The 1,015-nt window shown below is 68.4% G+C and carries 2 protein-coding genes; both read left to right on the top strand.

All coding sequences use genetic code 11. The features are described 5' to 3' along the window. Window positions 1-527, top strand: a 527-nt coding sequence (locus EN994_RS32930; RefSeq protein ID WP_164746499.1) for a thioredoxin family protein, incomplete at its 5' end; no start/stop codon positions are given. Window positions 528-558: 31 nt separating this feature from the next. After that, the coding region (locus tag EN994_RS32925) for an FAD-binding protein (protein WP_127308227.1) at window positions 559-1,015 on the top strand (457 nt) is incomplete at its 3' end.

Genomic DNA, 1,015 nt, shown 5'->3' with positions numbered 1-1,015 from the left:
CAGGTGTGCTGCACCGCCTTGCCGATTTCGACGCCAAGCCGGCCTTGCTCGTCGCTTTCATCTCCAACCGCTGCCCGTTCGTCGTGCTGATCCGCGAGCAGCTTGCCGCTTTCGCCAGGGATTACGCCGGCAAGGGGCTGCAGGTGGTGGCGATCAACGCCAACGACCACGAGGCGCATCCGGAGGAGACGCTCGCCCGCATCGGCGAGGAGGCCGGAAAATTCGGCTATTCCTTCCCCTATCTCAAGGATGCGTCGCAGCAGACGGCGAAAGCCTATGGCGCGGCTTGCACGCCCGACTTCTTCCTGTTCGGCACTGACCGGCGGCTCGCCTATCACGGCCAGTTCGACGATGCGCGGCCGGGCAACGGCAAGCCGGTGACGGGTGCCGATCTGCGCGCGGCGGTCGATACGGTGCTGGAGGGCGGCAGGCCCACTGCCAGCCAGGCGCCGTCGATCGGCTGCAACATCAAGTGGAGCGCGGGCAACGAGCCGGTGTGGTCTTCCAGCGCGGCCCGCGCGGCCTAGCGCCTGCTTCGACTTTATTCGCCAGGTCTCCATGCCCAAGCCGCAAAAATCCGCTTCCGACAGCTTGCTGCTCCAGGCCGACGTGCTGGTGCTGGGCGGCGGTCCGTCGGCAGCTTGGGCAGCAGTCGCCGCGGCCGAGGCCGGCGCCAAGGTGGTGCTGGCCGACAAGGGCTATCTCGGCACCAGCGGCGCCACCGCGCCGTCCAACACCGGCACCTGGTGCGTGCCGCCGGGCGACAACAGGCATGCCGTGGTCGAGCGACGCTGGCAGCGCACCGGCGAACTCGCCGACCCGCGCTGGATGCTGCGCTGCGTTGACACCGCCTACCGCAACCTGCTCAGGCTCTCCGAATGGGGCTATCCCTTCCCGAGCGAGGATGACGGCCGGCTCTACATCGCCAATCTGCGCGGCCCGGACTACATGCGCTTCATGCGCCGCCGCGTGCTTTTGGCCGGCGTCACCGTCCTCGACCATCATCCCGCGCTCG

The organism is Mesorhizobium sp. M7A.F.Ca.CA.002.09.1.1 (assembly GCF_003998555.1).
GTDB lineage: Bacteria > Pseudomonadota > Alphaproteobacteria > Rhizobiales > Rhizobiaceae > Mesorhizobium > Mesorhizobium ciceri.
Note: the sequence above shows the minus strand (reverse complement) of the source record. Positions and strands in the feature narration are given on the sequence as shown.